General features: G+C 72.2%; 18 protein-coding genes and 1 pseudogene. 11 read left to right on the top strand and 8 right to left on the bottom strand.

All coding sequences use genetic code 11. The features are described from left to right. Positions 1-6: 6 nt before the first annotated feature. The 3 genes from ACWEK3_RS03675 to ACWEK3_RS03685 are packed head-to-tail and all read left to right on the top strand — an operon-like array spanning position 7 to position 3282. Positions 7-1002: a carbohydrate ABC transporter permease gene (locus ACWEK3_RS03675; RefSeq protein WP_384434323.1), complete on the top strand. Its 996-nt coding sequence runs from the start codon at positions 7-9 to the stop codon at positions 1000-1002. Beyond that, entirely contained in the window at positions 995-1885 is an 891-nt protein-coding gene (locus ACWEK3_RS03680; protein ID WP_453248839.1) for a carbohydrate ABC transporter permease, read from the top strand. The genes ACWEK3_RS03675 and ACWEK3_RS03680 overlap by 8 nt, the downstream gene beginning before the upstream one ends. A 32-nt stretch (positions 1886-1917) precedes the next feature. Beyond that, a complete protein-coding gene (locus tag ACWEK3_RS03685; RefSeq protein ID WP_453248840.1) occupies positions 1918-3282 on the top strand; it encodes a GH1 family beta-glucosidase in 1365 nt (454 codons plus the stop codon). A gap of 153 nt (positions 3283-3435) precedes the next feature. Here ACWEK3_RS03685 and ACWEK3_RS03690 read toward each other — a convergent pair whose 3' ends face one another. Next, positions 3436-4230, bottom strand: a complete 795-nt coding sequence (locus ACWEK3_RS03690; protein ID WP_453248841.1) for a CDP-alcohol phosphatidyltransferase family protein — start codon at positions 4228-4230, stop codon at positions 3436-3438. 110 nt (positions 4231-4340) lie between these two features. On the opposite strand from ACWEK3_RS03690, the gene ACWEK3_RS03695 reads away from it, so the two are divergent. The 5 genes and pseudogenes from ACWEK3_RS03695 to ACWEK3_RS03715 form a co-directional block, all read left to right on the top strand. After that, positions 4341-5321, top strand: coding sequence for a zinc-dependent alcohol dehydrogenase (locus ACWEK3_RS03695; RefSeq protein ID WP_453248842.1), 981 nt, complete (start codon positions 4341-4343; stop codon positions 5319-5321). Positions 5322-5473: 152 nt separating this feature from the next. Then, a complete protein-coding gene (locus ACWEK3_RS03700) occupies positions 5474-5872 on the top strand; it encodes a 6-pyruvoyl trahydropterin synthase family protein (protein ID WP_453248843.1) in 399 nt (132 codons plus the stop codon). Continuing rightward, complete coding sequence (locus ACWEK3_RS03705; RefSeq protein ID WP_453248844.1) at positions 5869-7053, top strand: glycosyltransferase family 4 protein; 1185 nt, start codon at positions 5869-5871, stop codon at positions 7051-7053. Before ACWEK3_RS03700 ends, ACWEK3_RS03705 begins: the two co-directional genes overlap by 4 nt. Before the next feature lie 149 nt (positions 7054-7202). After that, positions 7203-8171, top strand: a complete 969-nt coding sequence (locus ACWEK3_RS03710) for a methyltransferase domain-containing protein (protein ID WP_453248885.1) — start codon at positions 7203-7205, stop codon at positions 8169-8171. Beyond that, positions 8168-9217: pseudogene (locus ACWEK3_RS03715) on the top strand (lysylphosphatidylglycerol synthase transmembrane domain-containing protein); the annotation flags it as partial. The gene ACWEK3_RS03710 and the pseudogene ACWEK3_RS03715, both read left to right, overlap by 4 nt. A 161-nt stretch (positions 9218-9378) precedes the next feature. On the opposite strand, the gene ACWEK3_RS03720 reads toward ACWEK3_RS03715, so the two are convergent. Next, positions 9379-10161: a creatininase family protein gene (locus ACWEK3_RS03720; protein WP_453248845.1), complete on the bottom strand. Its 783-nt coding sequence runs from the start codon at positions 10159-10161 to the stop codon at positions 9379-9381. 38 nt (positions 10162-10199) lie between these two features. On the opposite strand from ACWEK3_RS03720, the gene ribA reads away from it, so the two are divergent. Further along, the gene (gene ribA / locus ACWEK3_RS03725) at positions 10200-10859 is read left to right on the top strand and encodes a GTP cyclohydrolase II (protein ID WP_376541429.1); all 660 of its coding nucleotides are present in this window, start codon (positions 10200-10202) and stop codon (positions 10857-10859) included. A 194-nt stretch (positions 10860-11053) separates the two neighbouring features. Continuing rightward, a complete protein-coding gene (locus ACWEK3_RS03730) occupies positions 11054-11515 on the top strand; it encodes a PPOX class F420-dependent oxidoreductase (protein ID WP_390726128.1) in 462 nt (153 codons plus the stop codon). Here the strand turns inward: ACWEK3_RS03730 and ACWEK3_RS03735 are convergent. Beyond that, positions 11482-12411, bottom strand: coding sequence for an NAD(P)-dependent oxidoreductase (locus tag ACWEK3_RS03735; RefSeq protein WP_453248846.1), 930 nt, complete (start codon positions 12409-12411; stop codon positions 11482-11484). The genes ACWEK3_RS03730 and ACWEK3_RS03735 overlap by 34 nt on opposite strands. A gap of 111 nt (positions 12412-12522) precedes the next feature. Between ACWEK3_RS03735 and ACWEK3_RS03740 the strand changes: the two genes are divergently transcribed. Beyond that, positions 12523-13113, top strand: a complete 591-nt coding sequence (locus ACWEK3_RS03740; RefSeq protein WP_450538469.1) for a TetR/AcrR family transcriptional regulator — start codon at positions 12523-12525, stop codon at positions 13111-13113. Between the two features lie 259 nt (positions 13114-13372). Here the strand turns inward: ACWEK3_RS03740 and gnd are convergent, their stop codons facing one another. From gnd to ACWEK3_RS03765, 5 genes are all read right to left on the bottom strand, one after another. Next, complete coding sequence (gnd, locus tag ACWEK3_RS03745; protein WP_450538523.1) at positions 13373-14272, bottom strand: phosphogluconate dehydrogenase (NAD(+)-dependent, decarboxylating); 900 nt, start codon at positions 14270-14272, stop codon at positions 13373-13375. Between the two features lie 37 nt (positions 14273-14309). Continuing rightward, positions 14310-15236, bottom strand: a complete 927-nt coding sequence (gene opcA / locus ACWEK3_RS03750) for a glucose-6-phosphate dehydrogenase assembly protein OpcA (RefSeq protein WP_361410218.1) — start codon at positions 15234-15236, stop codon at positions 14310-14312. Continuing rightward, a complete protein-coding gene (gene zwf, locus ACWEK3_RS03755; RefSeq protein WP_453248886.1) occupies positions 15233-16768 on the bottom strand; it encodes a glucose-6-phosphate dehydrogenase in 1536 nt (511 codons plus the stop codon). Before zwf ends, opcA begins: the two co-directional genes overlap by 4 nt. Before the next feature lie 404 nt (positions 16769-17172). Further along, entirely contained in the window at positions 17173-17358 is a 186-nt protein-coding gene (locus ACWEK3_RS03760; RefSeq protein ID WP_453248847.1) for a hypothetical protein, read from the bottom strand. Positions 17359-17499: 141 nt separating this feature from the next. Beyond that, positions 17500-18912 (bottom strand): glycoside hydrolase family 16 protein, encoded by a 1413-nt coding sequence (locus ACWEK3_RS03765; protein WP_453248848.1) that lies wholly within the window; start codon positions 18910-18912, stop codon positions 17500-17502. Positions 18913-19080: the final 168 nt, after the last annotated feature.

Here is a 19080-nt window from a genome sequence, read left to right on the forward strand (position 1 = left end):
ACCCACATGACGACCACCGCTCCCGCGCACACCGGCGGGACGACGGCACCCGTGAAGTCACCCGGGGCGGCGCGCGGACCGCGCCGCCCCGGGTGGCTCGGACGTGTCTCGCTGCCGTACCTGCTGCTCCTGCCCGCCCTGCTGCTCGAACTCCTGGTCCACCTGGTGCCGATGGTGATCGGCATCGTGATGAGCTTCAAGGAACTCACCCAGTTCTACATCCGCGACTGGGGCACGGCCCCCTGGTCCGGCCTCGACAACTACCGCATGTCGGTGGACTTCAACGCCCCCGTCGGCGAGGCGCTGCTGCACTCCTTCCTCGTCACCGTCGCCTTCACCCTGCTGTCGGTCGGCCTGTGCTGGCTCATCGGCACCGCGGCCGCGATCTGCATGCAGGACACCTTCCGCGGACGCGGCCTGCTGCGCGCCCTGTTCCTGGTGCCGTACGCGCTGCCGGTCTACGCGGCCGTCATCACCTGGGTGTTCATGTTCCAGCACGACAACGGCCTGGTGAACCACGTGCTGCACGACCAGCTGCACCTCACCGACAAGCCGTCGTTCTGGCTCATCGGCGACAACAGCTTCATCGCGCTGCTGACGGTGTCGGTGTGGAAGGGCTGGCCGTTCGCCTTCCTCATCGTCATGGCCGGACTCCAGAACATCCCGCGCGAGCTGTACGAGGCCGCCGCGCTGGACGGCGCCGGCATCTGGCAGCAGATCCGCCGCATCACCCTGCCGTCCCTGCGACCCGTCAACCAGGTGCTGGTCCTGGTGCTGTTCCTGTGGACGTTCAACGACTTCAACACGCCGTACGTGCTGTTCGGCAAGGCCGCCCCCGAGGCCGCGGACCTCATCTCGGTCCACATCTACCAGGCCTCGTTCGTCACCTGGAACTTCGGCACCGGCTCCGCCATGTCCGTCCTGCTGCTGCTCTTCCTGCTGGTCGTCACCGGCGGCTACCTCGCGCTCACCTCACGCGGACGGAGGTCCGCCGATGTCTGACACCACTCTCGAGGCCGCGACGGCCGCTACCCACCGGTCTCCGATGGCGCCGCCGCGCACCTTCCTGTGGACCCGGCGGATCTTCCTCACCCTGCTGACCGGGTTCGTCCTGGTGCCCGTCTACGTGATGGTCTCCAGCTCGCTGAAGCCGCTCGCGGACGTCACCGGCAAGTTCCGCTGGCTGCCGAGCGGTCTGACCTTCCGCCCCTACATCGACATCTGGTCGACGGTCCCGCTCGCCCGGTACTTCGTCAACTCGCTGATCGTGGCCAGCGCGGCGACGGTCTGCTCGGTGGTGATCGCGGTGTTCTCCGCGTACGCCGTCAGCCGTTACAACTTCCACGGCAAGCGCGTCTTCACGGTCACCGTCCTGTCGACGCAGATGTTCCCGGGCATCCTCTTCCTCCTCCCGCTGTTCCTGCTCTACGTCAACATCGGCAACGCCACCGGCATCGCCCTGTTCGGCTCGCGCGGCGGCCTCATCCTGACGTACCTCACCTTCTCGCTGCCGTTCTCGATCTGGATGCTGATCGGGTACTTCGACTCGGTCCCGCGCGATCTGGACGAGGCGGCCCTGGTGGACGGCTGCGGGCCGCTCGGCGCGCTGTTCCGGGTCGTCGTGCCGGCCGCGATCCCCGGCATCGTCGCCGTCGCCGTGTACGCCTTCATGACCGCCTGGGGCGAGGTGCTCTTCGCGTCCGTCATGACCAACGACACCACCCGCACACTCGCGGTGGGCCTCCAGGGCTACTCCACGCAGTACGACGTGTACTGGAACCAGATCATGGCCGCCTCGCTCGTCGTCAGCGTGCCCGTGGTCGCCGGCTTCCTGCTGCTTCAGCGCTACCTCGTCGCGGGGCTCACCGCGGGAGCGGTGAAGTGACCGCCAACACCCCAAGTCTCGAAAGGACTTACGTGTCCGACGCCATCGACCTCGCCGCACTCCCGCACGACTTCCGGTGGGGCACGGCCACATCGGCGTACCAGATCGAGGGAGCCGTCGCCGAGGACGGCCGCTCACCGTCCATCTGGGACACCTTCTCCCACACCCCCGGCAAGATCGACAACGACGACCACGGCGACACCGCCTGCGACCACTACCACCGCTGGCGCGAGGACGTCAGGCTGATGAGCCGACTGGGCCTGAACGCCTACCGGTTGTCGATCGCCTGGCCGCGCGTGATGCCGGACGGCGACGGCCTCGTGAACCCCAAGGGCCTCGACTTCTACGACGAGTTGATCGACGGGCTGCTGGCTTCGGGCATCACCCCCTCCGTCACCCTCTACCACTGGGACCTGCCGCAGGCCCTCCAGGACCGCGGTGGCTGGCCCGAGCGCGAAACCGCCGAGCACTTCGCCACCTACGCCTCGGTCGTCGCCGAACGCCTCGGCGACCGGGTGTCCCACTGGACCACCCTCAACGAACCGTCCTGCTCCGCCTGGATCGGCCACCTCGAGGGCAAGATGGCTCCCGGCCTGACCGATCTGACGGCCGCGGTCCGCGCCTCCTACCACCTGCTCCTGGGCCACGGCCTGGCCGCCCAGGCGATCCGCGCCGCGGCGTCCGGCGCCGAGGTCGGCATCGTCAACAACCTCTCCACCGTCTTCCCGGCAAGCGACAGTCCCGAGGACGAGGCCGCGGCTCGCCGCCACGACGGTCACGTCAACCGCTGGTGGCTGGACCCCGTCCACGGCCGCGGCTTCCCCGCCGACATGCGCGAGGTCTACGGCGTCGACCTCCCCGAACGCCCCGGCGACCTCGACATCATCGCCGCCCCGCTGGACTGGCTCGGCCTCAACTACTACTTCCCGGCGACGGTGGCCGACGACCCCGCAGGCCCGGTGCCCCACGCCCGCTCCGTACGCCGCCCGGACGTGCCCCGCACCGGCATGGACTGGGAGATCGACGCGTCCGGCATCGAGACGCTGCTGCTGCGCCTCACCCACGAGTACGGCGCCCGGAAGCTCTACGTCACCGAGAACGGCTCCGCCTTCCCCGACGCCGTGGGCCCCGACGGCACGGTCGACGACCCCGAGCGCCAGGACTATCTCGTGGGGCACCTGGCCGCCTGCGCCTCCGCCGCCCGCAAGGGCGCCCCGCTGGCCGGCTACTTCGCCTGGTCGCTGCTGGACAACTTTGAGTGGGCGTACGGCTACGCCAAGCGCTTCGGCCTCGTCCACGTCGACTACGCAACCCAGGCCCGCACCATCAAGGGCAGCGGCCACCGGTACGCGGACATCGTGCGCGCGCACGGGGAGCTGGGGCGCGGGGCCGCCTGATCCCGGCCCCGCGGGCGGACGGGCGCGGTCCCTCGGCAGGGGCGCGGCGGCCCGGCACCGGCGCTCCACAGTCCGCACGCGGCGCGCCCTTCGCACGCGGTACGGGCCCGGATCACATCCCCCGTGATCCGGGCCCGTCGGCGTGGTACGGCGTCAGGCGGCCCGCGCCGGCTCCAGTACCTCCTCGACCGGGGCGGCCCGCAGTACCCCGCCGGTCCCGACGGCGGCGCCCCGCACCCGCGACGTCCGCCACAGCCACAGCACGTCCCGTCCGAACGACCACACCAGCAGTCCCAGCGCCAGCAGCACCACACCGGCGGTGGCCGGCAGGGGCAGCAGGTCCGCGCCGGCGAGCAGCAGGCAGACGCCCTGGAGCGCGGCGACCGTCTTGCGGGCGGTGCTCGGCGGCAGGGGCGCGTTCAGCCACGGCAGCACCCGGGCGGCGGCGACGAAGATGTACCGCATACCGCCGATCAGCAGCACCCACGGGCCGAGCATCGTCGAGACGTACACGCTGAGCACCAGGATCAGGAACGCGTCCACCTCCATGTCGAAGCGGGCGCCGAGCGCCGTGGAGGTGCCCGTGCGGCGGGCCACTTTGCCGTCGACGCCGTCCAGGATCAGGGCCACCGTCGTCAGCGCGACCAGCAGCGACACCGGCGGCGCGCTCTCGAAGGAGTCCGCGACCAGCGCCGTCACCCCACCGACGAGAACGGCCCGGCCCAGGGTCACCCGGTTGGCCGGGCCGAAGGAACGCAGCCGCGACCGGTGCAGCGCCCGGGAGAGCACCGCCCAGGTGGCGACCGCGAAGACCAGACCGGTCACCCAGCCCGCGGGACCCATGCCGATCGCCGGGCCGAGCAGGGCCAGCAACAGGATCTGCGCGCCCGCTCCCACCGCGGTCTCCTGCTGGACCAGCCGTGCGTCGTACGTGTTGTTCAGGGCCACCGAACACCCTCCGGCCGAGTGACAGAGTCGATCAACGCCGCGTACGTTGTGCGCGGCCTGTGCACATCTCGGTACGTGAACAACTTCCCGATCGTTCAGGAGGATTCTCGATGAACCGCTCCGCGCGCGCCTTCTGGCTGACCTCGCCGGGGCACGGCGAGATACGCCGGACGGACCTTCCGGAACCCGGTCCGGGCGAGGTGGTCGTCCGCGCGCTGTACTCCGGGGTCAGCCGCGGAACGGAGTCGCTCGTGTTCCGCGGCCAGGTGCCCGAGAGCCAGTACGAGGCCATGCGGGCTCCGTTCCAGGAGGGCGACTTCCCGGGCCCGGTGAAGTACGGCTACCTGAGTGTGGGGGTGGTGGAGGAGGGCCCGCGGGAGCTGACCGGGCGTACGGTCTTCTGCCTCCATCCGCACCAGAGCCGCTACGTCGTCCCGGCGAGCGCGGTGACCCGTGTGCCGGAGAACGTGCCGGCCGGGCGGGCGGTGCTCGCGGGCACCGTCGAGACCGCCGTGAACGCGCTGTGGGACGCCGCGCCCCTGGTCGGCGACCGTATCGCCGTCGTCGGCGGCGGCATGGTCGGCTGCTCGGTGGCCGCCCTGCTGGCCCGGTTCCCCGGCGTGCGCGTCCAGATGGTGGACGCGGACCCGGCCCGCGCCGAGGTCGCCGAGGCGCTCGGCGTGGGCTTCGCGCTGCCCGGGGACGCGCTCGGCGACTGCGACCTCGTGGTGCACGCCAGCGCCACCGAGCAGGGCCTCGCGCGCGCGCTGGAACTGCTCACCCCCGAGGGCACCGTCCTCGAACTGAGCTGGTACGGCGACCGGCGCGTCGCCCTTCCGCTCGGCGAGGCCTTCCACTCCCGCCGGCTGGTCATCCGCGGCAGCCAGGTCGGCACCGTCTCCCCGGCCCGCTCCAGCCGCACGTACGCCGACCGGCTGGCCCTCGCGCTCGACCTGCTCGCCGACCCGGCCCTGGACGCCCTCGTCACCGGGGAGAGCGCGTTCGAGGAACTGCCGGAGGTGATGCCGAGGCTCGCCTCCGGGGAGATCCCGGCGCTGTGCCACCGGGTCAGGTACGGCGACCGATCATGACGGATCGTCCGATCCGGGCCGACAAGAGCGCCTGACCTTGAGAAAAGAGTGAGAGGGCACTGAACAACGGGAAGCGAAGAGCCGTACTACACGGCATCCCCGGGCAGGCACCGGCCGGGGGACCAGACGCGCCGCACCTGGAGGGTCGTCCGTTGTTCAGCATCACCGTCCGCGATCACATCATGATCGCCCACAGCTTCCAAGGCGAGGTCTTCGGGCCCGCGCAGCGTCTGCACGGCGCCACGTTCCTCGTGGACGCCACCTTCCGGCGTGAGCAGCTGGACGACGACAACATCGTCGTCGACATCGGACTGGCCACGCAGGAACTGGGTGCCGTGGTGGGAGAGCTGAACTACCGCAACCTCGACCACGAGCCCGACTTCGCCGGCGTCAACACCTCCACGGAGTTCCTGGCCAAGGTCATCGCCGACCGGCTCGCCGAACGGATCCACAAGGGCGCCCTGGGCGAGGGCGCCAAGGGCCTGGCCGGCCTCACCGTCACACTCCACGAGTCGCACGTCGCCTGGGCGAGTTACGAGCGTGCGCTGTGACCGACACGACCGTCCACCGCCCCTCGCCCCTGGCCTACCTGCCCGCGCGGCGCGCCGGCTCGGAGAACGTCGGAATCATCCCCATGTCCCTGCGCACCGTGCACTTCGTCCTGCCGGGCGGCATCGACGACCCGGCCACCCCGAGCGGCGGCAACGCCTACGACCGCCGTGTGAGCCTGGACCTGCCTGGTTTCGGCTGGCAGGTCAGGGCGCATCCCGTGGACGGTTCCTGGCCCCGGCCCGACGCCCGGGCCCGTGACGAACTCGCCCGCTTCCTACGGGAGTTGCCGGACGGCGCGGTCGTCCTCCTCGACGGGCTGGTCGCCTGCGGCGTGCCCGAGACCGTCGTGCCCGAGGCCGAGCGGCTGCGCCTGGCCGTCCTCGTCCACCTGCCGCTCGGCGACGAGACGGGACTCGACCCGGCCGTGGCGGCGGAACTGGACGCCAGGGAACGACAGGTGCTGCGCGCGGTGTCCGCCGTCGTCGCCACCAGCGACTGGGCGGTGCGCCGCCTCGTCTCCCACCACGGCCTCGCCCCCGACCGGGTCCACGCCGCCACCCCCGGCGCCGACATCGCGCCGCTCGCGCCCGGCACCGATGGGGTCTCCCGGCTGCTGTGCGTCGCCTCGGTCACCCCGCGCAAGGGGCAGCACCGGCTGGTGGAGGCGCTGGCCGCGGTCACCGATCTGCCGTGGAGCTGCACCTGCGTCGGCGCGCTCACCCAGGACCCCGCCTACGTCGACCGGTTGCGCGGCCTGATCGCGGAGTACGGCCTGCAGGACCGTTTCCACCTGGTCGGACCGCGGGCCGGAGCCGAGCTCGACGCCAGCTACGCCGCCGCCGACCTGATGGTCCTCGCCTCCTACGCGGAGACGTACGGCATGGCGGTCACCGAGGCCCTCGCCCGGGGCGTCCCGGTGCTCGCGACCGACGTCGGAGGGGTGGGCGAGGCGGTCGGCCGCGCCCCCGACGGCGGGGTGCCCGGCATCCTCGTACCGCCGGAGGACCCCGCGGCCCTCGCCGCCGAGCTGCGCGGCTGGTTCGGCGAGGCCGACGTCCGGCGCCGGCTGAAGTCCGCCGCCCGCGGCCGGCGCGCCGCCCTCGACGGCTGGGCCAACACCGCCCGCAGCCTGGCCGGCGTGCTCGGCCGGCTGCCGAAGGAACCCAGGAGGGCGGCATGACCACGCCGGATACGTCCACGGAGGCCGCCCGGCCCACCGGCGCCAACCCGTCCCGGCCGGGCCCGCGGGAGCGGTCCGGCCCCGCTTCGGGCGCGGCGGGGCGGTCGGCCCCCGAGACGGCGCGGCTCGCAGGAAAGGACCCCTCGGCCATGGCGGAATCCGGCGCGTTCTCCCCGCAGGCGGCTCAGTACACCGGGACCCCTGCGGTGATTCCGGGGGCCGGGCCGGCGCAGCGGCCCGGGGAGCGGGCCACCGTAAGGCTTCGGGAGGACGCGGCGCAGGAGGAGCCGCCTCGGTACGCGCCCGAGTGGTTGCAGCTCCGGGAGGCGGCGGACGCCGCCGCGCGGGCGACGGAACTGCTCGATCCGCTGCGGATCCGGCTGGTCAACCTGCCGAGCCGGCACGGCGGGCTCGTCGTGCACGACCTGGGGTGCGGCACCGGCTCGATGGGCCGCTGGCTCGCCTCCCGGCTGGACGGCCCCCAGCACTGGGTCCTGCACGACCGCGACCCCTACCTGCTGCACTTCGCGGCCGTGGCCTCCCCGCGCGCGGCCGCCGACGGCAGCCGGGTCACCGTCGAGACGCGGCGCGGCGACGTGGCCCGGCTCACCCCGGACGCCCTGTCCGGCGCGTCCCTGGTCACGGCCTCCGCGCTGCTGGACGTTCTGACCCGCGAGGAGATCGACACCCTCGCCGCGGCCTGCGCCGGGGCGGGCTGCCCGGCGCTGCTGACCCTCTCGGTGGCCGGCCGGGTCGAACTGACCCCGGCCGACCCGCTGGACGCCGAGATCACCGAGGCGTTCAACGCCCACCAGCGGCGCACCGGGCTGCTCGGTCCCGACGCGGTCGACGCGGCCTGCGAGGCCTTCGCCGCGCACGGCGCCACCGTACGGGTGCACCCGAGTGCCTGGCGGCTCGGCCCCGACCAGCGCGAACTGACCGCCCAGTGGCTGCGCGGCTGGGTCGGCGCGGCCGTCGAACAGCGTCCCGAGCTGAAGCCGCGCGCCGACCGCTACCTCGCCGACCGTCTGGAGGCCTGCGCGGCGGGGGAGTTGCGGGTCGTCGTGCACCACAACGACCTGCTGGCGCTGTCCCGGCCGATGGATCGTGCCGCATGAGCGCGCAGACGGTGGACGCACCTCTCGTACGCGACCTGGAGGCGGGGGAGCACGACGCGTCCGGCGCCCCCGACGCGCTCGGCGCTCCTGACGGGACCGGTGTACCCGGCGGGGCCGGTGCACCTGACGGGACCGACGCGCCCAACGTGTCCGGCGCGCCCAACGTGCCCCGTCCCCACGGCACATCAGGCGGAGCCCTCTGCGGTCGTACCCTTCTCGCGGCGCTCTCCCGCCTCAACACCCGTGCTGTGCGAACCCACTTCGGCACCGCCATCGGTGTCGCCATCCTCGCCGTCCTGTTGTGGCGGCTGGGCACCGGCGTCTTCCTCGACGGGCTGCGGCGGATCGACACGCCGACCCTCATCCTGGCGCTGGGCATCGGGCTGGTCACCACCGTGTTCAGTGCCTGGCGCTGGCAGTTGGTGGCCCGCGGCCTGGGCATCCGGCTGCCGCTCGGCCCGGCGGTGGCCGACTACTACCGTGCACTGTTCCTGAACGCGGCGCTGCCCGGCGGTGTCCTGGGCGACGTGCACCGGGCGGTGCGGCACGGGCAGAGCGCCGGCGATCTGGGGCGCGGCGTACGGACCGTGGTCCTCGAACGGGTCGCCGGGCAGATCGCGCTCGCCGTCACCGGCGCGGCGGTCCTGCTCACCCTGCCGTCCCCCGTGCGCGACCAGACGCGGCACCTCGCGGCCCTGCTCGCCTTCGCCGCCGCCGGCGCGTTCGCCATCGTCCTCGCCCTGCGCATGAACCGCGCGCCCTCACGCCGGGGGCGCGCCCTGCGCCGCGCCCTCGCCGAGGCCCGGGAGGGGCTGCTGTCCCGCCGCAACGGGCCGGGCGTCGCGCTGTCCTCGGCCGTCGTCCTGGCCGGGCACATCGGGATGTTCGTGATCGCCGCGCACGTCGCCGGCCCCGCCGCCCCGGTGCTCGTCCTGCTTCCCCTGGCCGTCCTCGCGCTGGTCGCGATGGGACTGCCGCTGAACGTGGGCGGGTTCGGGCCCCGCGAGGGCGTCGCGGCCTGGGCGTTCGGCGCCGCCGGACTCGGCGCGAGCACCGGAGTGGCCGTGGCCGTGGTGTACGGGGTGCTGAGCTTCGTGGCCGGCCTGCCGGGCGCCCTCGTCCTCGTCGCCCGCTGGTACACCGCGATGCGCGCCGGGTCCCGCCCCGCCGAACCGGCCCCGGAACCCGGCCGCGCCTTCGACGAGGACTATCCGTGCCCGCTCCCCGGCAACTCCAAGCCCTCGGACGCGAGCAGCGAGAAATACGGACCGAAGGAATCCGCCAGGCTGTTCAGCAGTTCCTCGCCCTTTTCCGCGGAACCCAGAGAAGGGCGGCCGATGACGCCCGATTCGGTATAGGCGGACATTCCGGCGGTGAGCAGATGCCGCCGGTCGTCCGCGACGAAATCGGCGGACTCGTAACCGGCCCGGACCATTTCCGGATGGGCGTGCAGAAGAATGGAGGTCTCGATTTCCCCCGCGTGCATGTCGGTGAGCGGCGAGGTGCGCGCCCCGGCCGCCTCGAGGGCCGTCTGCCAGTCCTCCGCGGCGGGGAACAGCGCGAGGCGCTCACCCCGCGCGGAGGCCTCCTGAACGACGTTGCCCAGCACGTAGTTGCCGCCGTGACCGTTGACGACCACCAGGGCCTCGACGCCGGAGCGGCGCAGAGAATCCGCGATGTCCCGCACCACCGCATGAAGGGTCACGGAAGAGATGCTGACGGTTCCCGGCCAGGCGGCGTGCTCGTGCGAGCAGGAGATCGTCACCGGTGGCAGGAGGTGCACCGGGTACGCGTCGGCGATCCGGAGGGCGATGGCACAGGCGACCAGCGTGTCGGTCGCCAACGGGAGGAACGGGCCGTGCTGTTCGAAACTGCCCACCGGCAGGACCGCCACCTGCCGTGAGAGGTCCGCCCCCCGCGTCCGTACGTCTTGCGTGGTGTCCGCCGGCAACAGACCATGTGCCGTCGGCCGCGTTCCCGAACCACTCATTGTTTTCCGGCCTTTCGTCTCTGCTTAGGAATCAGATCATGACAGAAGACCTCGGCGTACTCGGCAAGAAGTCGACCCGGCGCACGGGCGTGGAGCGCGTCGTGAATGCCCCGCTGCCCACCGTGTACGGCAAATTCCAGGCGGTCGGCTACCTGGACCACGACCGCGGTGACGAACAAGTCGCGCTGGTGCACGGCGATATCGGCACCGACAGGGTCCTGGTCCGGCTGCACTCGGAGTGCCTGACCGGGGACGCCTTCGGCTCCCAGCACTGCGAGTGCGGCGACCAACTCGCCGCCGCGCTGCGCGCCGTCGTCGCCGAAGGCAGCGGCATCGTCGTCTACTTGCGAGGTCACGAGGGCCGGGGCATCGGGCTGCTCGCCAAGCTGCGGGCGATGGCCCTTCAGGCGGAGGGCCTGGACACGGTCGAGGCCAACCTGGCGCTCGGCCTGCCGGTCGACGCCCGCGACTACGGCGTCGCCGCCGGGATGCTGCACGACCTGGGCGTGCGCTCGGTACGTCTGATGTCCAACAACCCACGCAAGCGGGAGGCGTTGGTGCGGCACGGCATCCAAGTCGCCGAGCAGGTACCGCTGCTGATCCCGCCGTGCGAGAACAACATCACCTACCTGCGGACGAAGCGGGAGCGGCTCGACCACCACCTGCCCCATCTGGACGCGGTGGCGCACCTGTCCTGAGCCGGGCGGACCAGGGCCGCACCGGCGGCCGGACCCGGACCAGGCTGCTCCCGGCCGGGCAGCCTGCGACGAAGCGGGAAACCCGGCGGGCGACCGCCGGGATCCCCCGCTCGCGCCCTCTACGGCAGGAGCCCCGCGGGCGGGGGAGCGAGCACTGGGGAATGCGCGGCTCGGCCCCACTGGTTGACCGGGGTATGACTCAGGACACGCCGTACGACGCCGTGCAGGAAGCCCTGCTCGCGCTGCTCTCCGAAGGCCGCGGCGGGGTGCTGGTCACCCTCAAGCGGGACGGCCGGCCCCAGCTGTCGAACGTCGCTCACGCCTACGACCCGGACGAGCGGGTCGTCCGCGTCTCGATCACCGACGACCGCGCCAAGACCCGCAACCTGCGCCGGGACCCGCGGGCGTCCTACCACGTCACCAGCCCGGACCGGTGGGCCTACACGGTCGCCGAGGGCACCGCGGACCTGTCACCGGTCGCCGCGGATCCGTACGACGAGACGGTCGAGGAACTGGTCCGCCTCTACCGGGACGTCCTCGGCGAGCACCCCGACTGGGACGACTACCGCGCCGCCATGGTCCGCGAGCGCCGCCTGGTGCTCCGCCTGCGGGTGGAACGGGCCTACGGCATCCCCAAGGGCGCCGCCGGCGGGTGAGGCGCGCCCTGCTCAGGGGCGGCGCCCGTGCGGGTCCGGCTCTCGATCGCCCGCAGGACCGCCACCATGTCCTGTCCGGCGTGGCCGAGCGACACCGTCTCCTCGAACAGGGTGTGGCACACGTCGAGCAGCGGGGAGGCGGTGCCGGACGCGCGTGCCGCCTCGGCGATCAGCCGGTTGTTCTTCAGCACGTCGAGGGCGGCCGCCTGGACGTCGAAGTCCCCGGACAGCAGCTTGGGTGCCTTCATCCGGGAGACCGGGCTGGCCATCGGGCCCGCGTCCAGGACGTCGAGGAACAGCCGCGGGTCGAGCCCCTGCCGCTCGGCGAAGTGGAACGCCTCGGTGAGCCCGGTCACCAGCGTGATCAGGAAGAGGTTCACCGACAGCTTCGTCAGCAGCGCGCCCGGCACGGGGCCGCACACGAACGCCTCCCGGCACAGGGGAGCGAGCAGCGGGCGTACGGTCCGCACCGCTCGCTCGTCACCGGCCAGCATCGCCACCAGGTGGCCGTTCTCCGCCGGGACGCGGGAGCCGGAGACCGGCGCCTCGACGTAGCTCCCGCCCGCCGCCCGTACGTCGGCCTCCAGGGCGCGCGAGTAGGCGGGCGAGATGGTGCCCATGTGGACGAGCACCCGCCCCGCTACACGCGCGGTGAAGTCCGGCCCGCCCCGGCCGAGGGCCGCGTCGGTGGCGGCGTCGTCCGCCAGCATCAGCAGCACCACGTCCGACCGGGCGAACACCCCGCCGGGGTCCGCCGCCACCTCGGCGCCGGCCGCGCGCAGGGGAGCGGTACGGGACGCCGTCCGGTTCCACACGGTGAGGGGAGTGCCGGAGCGGGCCAGCCGGAGCGCCATGGGCTGCCCCATGACTCCGAGACCGATGAAGCCGACGTTCACGAGGACCGCCCTGAGGTCGGGGCTGTGTTATGACAGCGGTCATGGTAGCCGCGCTCATGACGGCGGTCATAGGGTGGGGCGCGAGATGCGTACGGAGCCGGGAGGCCGACGATGACGGGTACCGAGCGGGGACCGCGCGAGCGGATGGTCTTCAGCGCGGCCCAGCTCATCCGGCGCGACGGCGTGGGCGCGACCGGGATGCGGGAGGTGGCCGCCCACGCGGACGCGCCCCGCGGATCCCTCCAGCACTACTTCCCGGGCGGCAAGGAGCAGCTGGTCAACGAGGCGGTGGCGTGGGCCGGCCGGTACGCGGGCCGGCGCGTCGCCCGCTTCATGGCGGGCCTGGCCGAGCCGACGCCGGGCGGGCTGTTCGCCGCGATGGTCCGGCAGTGGACCGAAGAGTACGAGACGGCCGGATCCCTCTCGGGCTGCCCGGTCGCCGCGGCGACGGTGGACTGCGCCTCGGCCCACGCGTCCATCCGGGAGGCGGCGGCCGCCGCGTTCACGGCCTGGCGGGTGCCGGTCGCGGAGGCCCTGACAAGCATGGGCGTACCGGCCGAGCGGGCCGAGCCGCTGGCCACACTGATGATCAGCTCCCTGGAGGGGGCGATCATCATGGCCCGCGCCGAAGGAGGCGTACGTCCCCTGGAAACCGTGGCCCGCGAACTGAGCCCCCTCCTGGACGCAGCCACACCCCACTGACCACCTCCCGACGCCCGAACGCGCCCCGACCGGCACGCACGGCGGCACGGCACCCCCAATCGCACTCGTGCGCCCGCTGGCACACCACCCCGAGCGTGCCCGTGCGCCAATTGGGCGGGCGTCTCGGACGTGCTCGTGTGCCTGGCGGCGCGGTGCCCCGAATGCGCCCGTGCGTGTGACGGGGCAGCGTCCCGAGCGGCGCCTGCGCCCTGCGGAGCAGCGCGTTCGGTGCGGAGTGCGACCGGCGGTGGGCCGGGCGTCAGTCCTGCTTCGTCTGTTCCTCCGGTGCCGCCTCCACCGCGTGGCCGCCGAACTGGTTGCGCAGCGCCGCGACCATCTTCATCTGCGGGGAGTCCTCCTGCCGGGAGGCGAACCGCGCGAACAGGGCGGAGGTGATGGCCGGCATCGGCACGGCGTTGTCGATGGCGGCCTCCACCGTCCAGCGGCCCTCGCCGGAGTCCTCCGCGTAGCCGCGCAGCTTCTCCAGGTGCTCGTCGTCGTCCAGGGCGTCGACGGCGAGGTCCAGCAGCCAGGAGCGGATGACGGTGCCCTGTGTCCAGGAGCGGAACACCTCGCGCACGTCGGTGACCGAGTCGACCTTCTCCAGCAGCTCCCAGCCCTCGGCGTAGGCCTGCATCATCGCGTACTCGATGCCGTTGTGGACCATCTTCGCGAAGTGGCCCGCGCCCACCTTGCCCGCGTGGACGAAGCCGTACGGGCCCTGGGGCTTGAGCGCGTCGAAGATCGGCTCCAGCCACCGGACGTGCTCCTCGTCGCCGCCGACCATCAGCGCGTAGCCGTTCTTCAGGCCCCACACGCCCCCGGAGACGCCCGCGTCGACGAAGCCGATGTCCCGTGCGTTCAGCTGTTTGGCGTGCTTCTCGTCGTCCGTCCACCGGGAGTTGCCGCCGTCGACGACGATGTCGCCGGGTTTGAGCAGGGTCGCCAACTGGTCGATGACACCCTGGGTGGCGGCACCGGCAGGCACCATCACCCAGACCGTGCGCGGTGCCTCGAGCCGGTCCACGAGATCGACCAGGTTGTCCACGTCGGAGAGGTCCGGATCGCGGTCGTAGCCCACCACGGTGAGGCCGGCGTTGCGGAGGCGTTCCCGCATGTTGCCGCCCATCTTGCCGAGGCCGACGAGACCCAACTGCATCGATGCCATGTCAGTTCACTTCCTGGATGTCGGACATTCAGACGGTCTCCTTGGCGCCCTCGCCGCGCAGGGCGACGGCGTACATCTCGTCGGCGTCGAGGCGGCGCAGCTCCTCGGCGATGAGTTCGGAGAGGGGGCGGACCTTCAGCGCGAGGGTGCGCGGCGGCTGGCCCGGCAGGGTCAGCGTGGCCAGCGGACCCTCGGGGCGGTCGATGACGACCTCGCCGTTGTCGGTGCCCAGCCGTACGGCCGTGACGACCGGGCCGCCGGAGACCACGCGGTCCGTGCGCACGTCCAGCCGGGCCTCCAGCCAGCGGGCCAGCAGCTCCGCGCTCGGGTTGTCCGCCTCGGCCTCCACGGCCGCCGAGGTCACCCGCATCCGGGCCTGGTCCAGGGCCGCGGCCAGCATCGAGCGCCAGAGGGTGAGCCGGGTCCAGGCGAGGTCCGTGTCGCCGGGGGCGTAGTTGCGCGCGCGCGTCTGGAGGATCTCCAGCGGGCGCTCGAAGGCGTACAGGTCGGTGATCCTGCGCTGCGCCAGCCTGCCCAGCGGATCCTTCGAGGGGTTCTCGGGCGCGTCCACCGGCCACCAGACGACGACCGGCGCGTCCGGCAGCAGCAGCGGCAGCACCACCGAGTCGGCGTGGTCGGACACCTCGCCGTAGGTGCGCAGCACGACCGTCTCGCCCGTGCCGGCCTCGGAGCCGACCCGCACCTCCGCGTCCAGCCGGGAGTGCGTGCGGTCCCGCAGCGTACGGGAGTGCCGCTTGATGACGAGCAGGGTGCGCGAGGGGTGCTCGTGAGAGGCCTCCTCGGCGGCCCTCAGCGAGTCGTAGGCGTTCTCCTCGTCCGTGACGATGACCATCGTCAGGACCATGCCCACGGCGGGTGTGCCGATGGCGCGGCGGCCCCGCACCAGCGCCTTGTTGATATCTCCCGCTGTGGTGTCGGTGAGGTCGATCTTCATGGCCTGCGCCAGCTCCGTCCGTCTCGTGCGAGCATCTCGTCGGCTTCCGGCGGACCCCACGTGCCCGACGGGTACTGCGCCGGCCTGCCGTGGTCGTCCCAGTACGCCTCCACCGGGTCGAGGATCCTCCAGGACTCTTCCACTTCCTGGGTGCGGGGGAACAGGTTGGCGTCGCCGAGCAGTACGTCCAGGATGAGGCGTTCGTAGGCCTCCGGGCTGGACTCCGTGAAGGACTCGCCGTAGGCGAAGTCCATCGTCACGTCCCGGATCTCCATGGAGGTGCCGGGCACCTTCGAGCCGAAGCGGACCGTCATGCCCTCGTCCGGCTGGACGCGGATCACGATCGCGTTCTCGCCCAGTTCCTCGGTGGCGGTGGTGTCGAAGGGGGAGTGCGGGGCCCGCTGGAAGACCACCGCGATCTCGGTGACCCGGCGGCCCAGTCGCTTGCCGGTGCGCAGGTAGAACGGGACACCGGCCCAGCGGCGGTTGTCGATCTCCAGGCGCAGCGCCGCGTACGTGTCAGTCTTCGACCGTGCGTTGATGCCCTCCTCCTGGAGGTAGCCGGCGACCTGCCTGCCGCCCTGCCAGCCCGTGGCGTACTGGGCACGCACGGTGTGTATGCCCAGGTCCTCGGGCAGCCGCACCGACTTCAGCACCTTCAGTTTCTCGGTGAGCAGCGCCTCGGCGTCGAAGGCGATGGGTTCCTCCATCGCGGTGAGCGCCATCAGTTGCAGCAGGTGGTTCTGGAGTACGTCGCGGGCGGCGCCGATGCCGTCGTAGTAGCCGGCCCGGCCGCCGATGCCGATGTCCTCGGCCATGGTGATCTGCACATGATCGACGTAGGAGCGGTTCCAGACCGGCTCGTACATCTGGTTGGCGAAACGCAGCGCCAGGATGTTCTGGACGGTCTCCTTGCCCAGGTAGTGGTCGATGCGGAAGACCTGCTCCGGGTCGAACACCTCGTGCACGATCCGGTTCAGCTCCCGGGCGCTGGCCAGGTCGTGACCGAACGGCTTTTCGATGACCGCTCGCCGCCAGGAGCCCGCCGGGCCCTCCGCCAGGCCGTGCTTCTTCAGCTGCTGCACGACCTTGGGGAAGAACCTCGGCGGTACGGAGAGGTAGAAGGCGAAGTTGCCGCCCGTGCCGCGCGAGGAGTCCAGGTTCTCCACCGCCCCGCGCAGGTGCTTGAACGCCGTGTCGTCGTCGAAGTCGCCGGGGACGAACCGCATGCCCTCGGAGAGCTGCTGCCAGACCTCCTCGCGGAACGGCGTACGCGCGTGCTCCTGCACCGCGTCGTGCACCACCTGCGCGAAGTCCTGGTCCTCCCAGTCCCGCCGGGCGAAGCCGACCAGGGAGAAGCCGGGCGGCAGCAGCCCGCGGTTGGCCAGGTCGTACACGGCGGGCATCAGCTTCTTGCGTGACAGGTCCCCGGTGACGCCGAAGATCACGAGCCCGGACGGCCCAGCGATGCGCGGCAGCCGCCGGTCCCGGGGATCACGCAGCGGATTCACCCAATCGGCGGCCGGCGCCATCGGCACCCGGACATCAGCACCGGCGTCCGGTGCCTGGACTTCCTTGCTGCGGGAGGCCGTGGCCCCGGTGGGGGCCTTGCGGTCGGGCGGTGCGGACCGCGACTCCGGCGCCTGGGCGTGGGTGGTCGCCGGGGCCTGGCCGCCCGTGGGGCCGTGGTCGGGACCGGGACTCGGGGCCGTGGGCTTCGTGGCCGCGGTCGGCGCCCGGCCGCGGGCGGCCGCGGCGGCCGGGGGCCCGGTATCGGTCGCCCGGGAGGCTTGCGTCGCCACCTCGGTGGGCTTCTTGCTCATTCCGCGTCAACTCCCTTGCTGTCGAGGGACCTGGCCACCGCGCCCGGCAGGTCGCCTTGCGGCGTGGCCTCCGGTGTGGTGATCACCGTGCCGGGCGCGACCGGCTCGTCCGTCTACAGGGTGTCCTCGTAATACAGGGTGTCCTCGTATGGCGGATCCTTCACCTCGATCGGCGGACCCGCCAGGGTGGAGGCGCCCGCGCCGGACAGGTACCCAGGGGTTGCCGCGGTCACGACTGCCGCGGTCATGGCCGCTTCGATCACGGTGAGCGACTTCCATGCCGCGTTCGGATCATGCACGCGACACGCGACACGCGACACGCGACACGCGACGGACGTCGCCGACGGCAAGGCACGGCAGCGGCCACGACACGGGTCACGACACGGCACCGGGGCCCCACGCGCGTGCGTGGAGCCCCGGTGCCCGGAGACGCGTGCCGGTCAGTGACCGAAGTCGAACCAGTTGACGTTCACGAAGTCCGCCGGCTGGCCACTGCTGAAGGTGAGGTACACGTCGTGGGTGCCGGTCACCGGGCTGATGTTCGCCGGGACCGTCCTCCAGGACTGCCAGCCTCCCGTGTTGGCCAGCGCGAAGCTGCCGATGGGGGCGTTGCCGCGGCCGTCCAGGCGCACCTCGACCAGTCCGCTGACCCCGCTCGCGGCGCCGCTGGCGACCCGCGCGTAGAACTGCCGGGCCGCGGTGGAGCCGAAGTTCACGCCCTTGTAGAGGGCCCAGTCGCCGTTCGCGACGGAGCCGATGTTCTGGCCGCCGCCGGTGTCGGTGGTCGACTCGGTGACGACGCCGCTCTGGCTGTCGTAGGACTCGGCCTGGATGGGGCTGTAGGCGTCCCGGTTGCCGGACGGGGGAGGTGTGGTACCGCTCCCACCGCCGGAGGACTGGAGTACCTGCACGTAGTCCACGGTCATCGGGTGGCCGGGCTCGGTGCCGCCGTCCGGGCCGCCGCCGAAGGCGCCGGGGAAGCCGCCGCCCATCGCCACGTTCAGGATGACGAAGTACCCGTGGTTGGTGGCGTTGGCCCAGGTCGTCGCGTCCACCTGGCTGGCCCGCACGGTGTGGAAGTTGACGTCATCGAGGTAGAAGCGGATCTCCTCGGGGCCGGTCGACCTGTCCCACTCCATCGCGTAGGTGTGGAAGCCGGCCTGGCAGGTGCTGCCCGTGCACGACGTCGAACCGCCGATGCCCGTCGTCTCCTTGCACGGCCCGTCCGGGTTGGTGCCGCAGTGCATGGTCGCCCAGTTGGTGTTGAGGCCCTGGACGTTCTCCATGATGTCCAGCTCGCCGACCCCGGGCCAGTTCCAGTAGTTGCCGCGGAAGGGTGCGCCCAGTGCCCAGAAGGCGGCCCAGTAGCCCTTGGCCGCGGCGCCGGTGACGTTGGGCATCTGGATACGGGCCTGCACGCGCAGCTTGCCGCCGGACGGGGGCTGGAAGTCGGTGCGCTTGGTCTCGATACGGCCTGAGGTCCAGTTGCCGGAGGCGTCCCGGCGTGGGGTGATGAGCAGGTTGCCGCTGCCGTCCAGGGAGACGTTGCTGGTGCTGGAGGTCATCGTCTCGACCTCGCCGGTACCCCAGTTGGCGGCGCCGCCGGGGTAGGAAGTGCCGGTGTCGTACTGCCAGTTGGCGGTGTTGACGCCGGTACCGGCCGGGCCGTCGAAGTCGTCGAGGAAGACCTGTGTCCAGCCCGACGGAGGTGTGGGGGCGGAGGCGTTCGCGGGCAGGGTCCCGGCGGTGGCGGCGGCCGCCGCCAGGCCGAGAGTGCCGAGGGCGGCGACGAGCGCGCGCCGCACGGAACGTCTACGGCGCGTACCGGCGGATGCGACGGGGGGTTCGCTCATGGGGGGTGCCTCTCGGGTACGGAGTGGGGGTGCTCGGATGCCTTGCTCGAACACGTACGGGGAGGTCTTGAGAGCGCTCTCAATCGTGGGTGCGCGGCCAATGTGCCCCCGGGCTCCGCCACCGTCAAGAGTTAAAACAGAGAAAGTCCTTGCGCGGAACGGGAGTTC

The organism is Streptomyces sp. NPDC004721 (assembly GCF_053601495.1).